This is a genomic window from Pseudomonas sp., assembly GCF_050739995.1.
In the GTDB taxonomy this organism is placed as follows: Bacteria; Pseudomonadota; Gammaproteobacteria; order Pseudomonadales; family Pseudomonadaceae; genus Aquipseudomonas.
On record NZ_JBOICG010000684.1, the window covers coordinates 1 to 4,169 of the forward strand.

5 protein-coding genes and 1 pseudogene are annotated in these 4,169 nt (G+C 57.2%); all 6 read right to left on the minus strand.

Annotated features, from left to right (window positions below; translation table 11 throughout):
• Nucleotides 1-185 (minus strand): annotated as a pseudogene (locus ACRESD_RS23160) (geranyl transferase); the annotation flags it as partial.
• A complete protein-coding gene (locus ACRESD_RS23165; RefSeq protein WP_003176346.1) occupies nucleotides 182-424 on the minus strand; it encodes an exodeoxyribonuclease VII small subunit in 243 nt (80 codons plus the stop codon). The gene ACRESD_RS23165 and the pseudogene ACRESD_RS23160, both read right to left, overlap by 4 nt.
• A 385-nt stretch (nucleotides 425-809) precedes the next feature.
• Complete coding sequence (gene ycaC, locus ACRESD_RS23170) at nucleotides 810-1,442, minus strand: isochorismate family cysteine hydrolase YcaC (RefSeq protein ID WP_431753035.1); 633 nt, start codon at nucleotides 1,440-1,442, stop codon at nucleotides 810-812.
• 757 nt (nucleotides 1,443-2,199) lie between these two features.
• Entirely contained in the window at nucleotides 2,200-2,970 is a 771-nt protein-coding gene (locus tag ACRESD_RS23175; RefSeq protein ID WP_431753036.1) for a LexA family transcriptional regulator, read from the minus strand.
• 204 nt (nucleotides 2,971-3,174) lie between these two features.
• On the minus strand, nucleotides 3,175-3,702 hold the full coding sequence (gene ppa, locus ACRESD_RS23180) for an inorganic diphosphatase (protein WP_003317259.1): 528 nt from the start codon (nucleotides 3,700-3,702) through the stop codon (nucleotides 3,175-3,177).
• Between the two features lie 108 nt (nucleotides 3,703-3,810).
• The coding region (locus tag ACRESD_RS23185) for a zinc-dependent peptidase (RefSeq protein ID WP_431753037.1) at nucleotides 3,811-4,169 on the minus strand (359 nt) is incomplete at its 5' end.

Below are 4,169 nucleotides of genomic sequence, written 5' to 3' on the forward strand. Positions count from 1 at the left end.
GCCGGTACGCCCAACGCTTCACAGGCCGCGTACGCCAGCAATGGGCGCACCCGCTTGCCGCCATTCATCACGCTGTAGCGCATGGCGTCGTAGAGGCGGTTCATCTCCGGGCTTGGCGCAACAAACAAGGGTTCCAGCGCCGCATTGACCCGGGCTTGGCTACTGGCCTGATACGCGTCGATCATTCCGGCTGTTCCGCATCGAAAGGTTCCTCGGCCAACTCGCCGTCACGCTCCAGCAGCACCTGCACTTTCTGCTCAGCCTGTGCCAACGCGCTCTGACAGTCGCGAGTCAGGCCGATGCCTTGCTCAAACGCCGTCAACGAGTCTTCCAGCGACAACTCGCCGTTCTCCAGACGCTCAACCAGGGTTTGCAGGTCGGCGAGGGATTGTTCGAAATCGAGTGCAACTTTTTTGCGGGCCATGGCGGCTATTCCGGTAGACGGTAAACCGGCGCGACACTAGCAGACATGGGGGATTGGGGCAAATGAGTGGGGGAGCAAACCAAGGTGTGTGAGCCGAATAAACGGCTTATTCGGCTCATCAGATGAGCCGAATAGCTATTTAATGCTGGTGGCCTCGACGAGTGTCCTGTAACCCCTTGAGCTTGAATGTGCCGGGATTCAAATGTGGGAGGGGGCTTGCCCCCGATGGCGGTGGATCAGCCCATGCATTTACTGACAGTGCCACCGCTATCGAAGCCTCGCTAAAGCTCAACATCTCCCACATTCGAGCGGCTTTGCCCAGCCCGTATTCGTTAGCGTGTAAAGCCTGCTTTTCAGGGCAGGCTTTACACGCAGCAAGGCTGACTTACTTCTGATGCGCCGTCAGCGCCGCATACCCATTCATCAAGTTGCGATAGTTGGGAATACGCTGGGACAACAGATTCCCCAGCCCTTCGATATCGTTGCGCCAGTCGCGGTGCAACTCACACGCCACCGAGAACCAGTTCATCATCTGCGCCCCGGCTTGTGTCATCCGGCTCCACGCCGCCTGCTGCACCGTGGTATTGAACGTGCCCGACGCATCGGTGACCACAAACACCTCAAACCCTTCCGCCAGCGCCGACAGCGTCGGGAACGCCACGCACACATCCGTCACCACACCGGCAATGATGATCTGCTTACGCCCGGTGGCCTTGATCGCCTTGACGAAATCTTCGTTGTCCCACGCATTGATCTGACCAGGGCGAGCGATGTACGGCGCGTCCGGGAACATTTCCTTCAGCTCTGGCACCAACGGGCCATTGGGGCCTTGCTCGAAGCTGGTAGTGAGGATGGTCGGCAAGTTGAAGAACTTGGCCAGGTCCGCCAGGGCGAGCACGTTGTTCTTGAACTCGTTGGGGGAGAAGTCCTGCACCAGGGAGATCAGGCCGGTCTGGTGGTCGACCAGCAGAACGATGGCGTCGTCTTTGTTGAGGCGGTTGTAGGTTGGTGTGCTCATGGTTGAATCCCTTTTTTGTTTAAGTGGGTTTGGCGTTGCGTTCAACATGGGCACAGATTAATGGGCGCACTCAGGGTGATAAATCAGCTGGCGCGTGTCTTACCGTCAACTTGAAGGAGACAATCTGAAGATCGGTATGTTCTGTCCGCTCGGCGTTGGCGCGAACGCCACGTTGAGTCGATGACCGATCCTCAAGTGCTGTGGGTCGTCGCACTGGATGACCGACAGAAGCCTGCTGCCCGATCTATGCACAGTTTTGGAGAATGTGAGGGATGGGGCGGGGCAATAGGTACTGCGTTTCAATTGTCCAACGAGCTGTTGGACAATCTTAGTTTTGGATTTTTATAAGCATTAGAAAGCGCGGCTTGTGACCGCGCACTGTCATTTCTGGCTTTGATTTGTGAGCCGACCCGCAAAATACTGTGTTCCCCCACTTAGTCGTGGAACACGGAGGGTCAAAACAGAAGTCACAGGAGCAAAAATAGGCTGAAAGCATTGTTCTAGCAAGGCTGTCGAGGACTTCAGTAGATGAGGCTGGCTTTCAAAAAGACATTAAAAAGCCGGCTTGTGGCCGGCTTCTCGGGGACTGCCTCAGCTTGTTTTTGACAAACCTCACCAGCCTTCAAATCGCTCAGCCCACATCGCGTCTGGCTGAATAGTAGGGGCATCCGCGGGAACTCCTCCGCTTCGCCGAGCAGGGTGGATAGCCTTGAGCCACCCCCTGCCAAATGTGGGCCGCATGATACCCACATTCACCTCAATTGCCCACCTCCGGTTCCGATTTAGAGCCTTCCCAGCCCATTAAGTGTTCATCCAGCGGTACGGGTGGGCGGCGGTTGTTGAGGGTGGACCACCAGAATACCCACCCGACGATCTGGAAGTTCTGCTCGAAGCGCTGGTCGTAGGTGAGGTATTCGTCCGGGTGTTCGCTGGCGTTGTGGCTGCGCATGCGCAAGCCCCCTCCAGGTCGGTTGTAGAGGTATTTGATGCGCAGCATGCCGTCGTGTTCGACGGCGTAGATTTCGCCGTCGATGATTTGGGTGCGGCCGCGGTCGATGGCGAGGGTGGCGCCTTGTTGGATGATGTCGATCATGCTGTTGTCGACCATGTAGGCGCCGCAGGCTCGGTCGGGGTTTACGTTGAGGGTGTCGAGGGTGTGCAGGGCGACGCGGATGCGTTCGGTGGAGGTGAATGTGGGGTGGAGGGGGATCTCCACGTCGAGTTTTTCCGGGAGGCAGGCGGGGCCTGTGAGGTATTTGCCGCTGTCTTCGCGGGTGGCTGCAGTCCTTGCAGTGGGGCCGTCCAACAGGAAGTTGACCGGTGGGTGTTTGGGGCCAAGGCCGGTGTTCAGCCACCGGCTGGAGACGCACAGCAGTTCTGCGATCTCGTTGAGTCGGCCCATGGGCACGCCGCGTTTGAACCAGTTGTTCACGTGTTGAGGCGTGACACCACGGTTCTTGGCGAAGTCGGAAGCGGAAAGATGAACTTCCCGCAGTAACGCTTTTAAACGATCACCTGATGTATTCATAAACGCAGAGTTTACTGGCGGGGAAAACCAATCAAATAAACTATGCGTTGAATTGCGCGTGTAGGCTTTTGCTTAGTTGTAGCCTGTTTTTTCTATATTTCTTCGCTGTTAAACGTTAGTTGCTGTTAGTTGAACCGGGTGTTTAATTTTTTCCACAAAAAAAGCCCCGAATGATCGGGGCTTTCTGGATTACCGAAGCGGGTATCAGCCTTTGTAGGCGGCAACCGACTTGGTGATCTCGGCGCGGGCGGCGTCTGCGTTGCCCCAACCTTCGATCTTCACCCATTTGCCTTTTTCGAGGTCTTTGTAGTTCTCGAAGAAGTGCTTGATCTGTTCCAGTAGCAGTGGCGGCAGATCGGTGTATTCCTTCACGTCCACGTACAGCTGGGACAGCTTGTCGTGTGGTACCGCGATCACTTTGGCATCGCCGCCGCCGTCGTCGGTCATGTGCAGGATGCCGACCGGGCGTGCGCGGATAACCGAGCCAGGGGTCACCGGGTAAGGGGTTACCACCAGCACGTCGAGGGGATCACCGTCGTCAGCCAGGGTGTTTGGGATGAAACCGTAGTTGGCCGGGTAGAACATCGGGGTGGCCATGAAACGGTCAACGAACAGGCAGTCGCTGTCTTTGTCGATTTCGTATTTGATCGGCGCGTGGTTGGCCGGAATTTCGATGGCGACGTAGATGTCGTTCGGCAGGTCTTTGCCAGCCGGAATCTTGCTGTAGCTCATTGGGCGTTGCCCCCGTAGTTGGCCATGGAACATGGCCGGATTGGCCTAAAAGTGGCGGCGATTATAGGCATATTCTGACGCCGATGCCACGCGCCAGACGTCGCAAGCTCATTCGCCGTGCGGCTGGTAGCGCGGGTCGTGGGCTTGCAGTTGGGTCAGGCGTGCCAGTGGGTCCTGGCGGTAAAAGCGGCTGAGTTGTGCGTACACCTGTGGATAAGTGCTGGCCAGTAAATCCGGAGCACTGAAGAAATATTCACTGGTGACGGCAAAGAACTCCGCCGGGTTTTCGGCGGCGTAGGGGTCGATCTCGGTTTCGGCGTCCGGGTTGGCGTCCAGCTGGCGATTGAGGTCATCAAAGGCGCTCTGCATCACGCTGGCCCACTCTTGCACGCGCATGTCATGGTGCAGCGGCGGCAGGCCATTGGCGTCGCCGTTGAGCATGTCGAGCTTGTGGGCCAGTTCGTGGA

What these genes read in the sequence shown, in the direction of transcription:
- ACRESD_RS23175 (WP_431753036.1), bottom strand. Translation starts at nt 2,970, where the DNA reads ATGAATACATCAGGTGATCGTTTAAAAGCGTTACTGCGGGAAGTTCAT.
- ACRESD_RS23165 (WP_003176346.1), bottom strand. Translation starts at nt 424, where the DNA reads ATGGCCCGCAAAAAAGTTGCACTCGATTTCGAACAATCCCTCGCCGAC.
- ppa (WP_003317259.1), bottom strand. Translation starts at nt 3,702, where the DNA reads ATGAGCTACAGCAAGATTCCGGCTGGCAAAGACCTGCCGAACGACATC.
- ycaC (WP_431753035.1), bottom strand. Translation starts at nt 1,442, where the DNA reads ATGAGCACACCAACCTACAACCGCCTCAACAAAGACGACGCCATCGTT.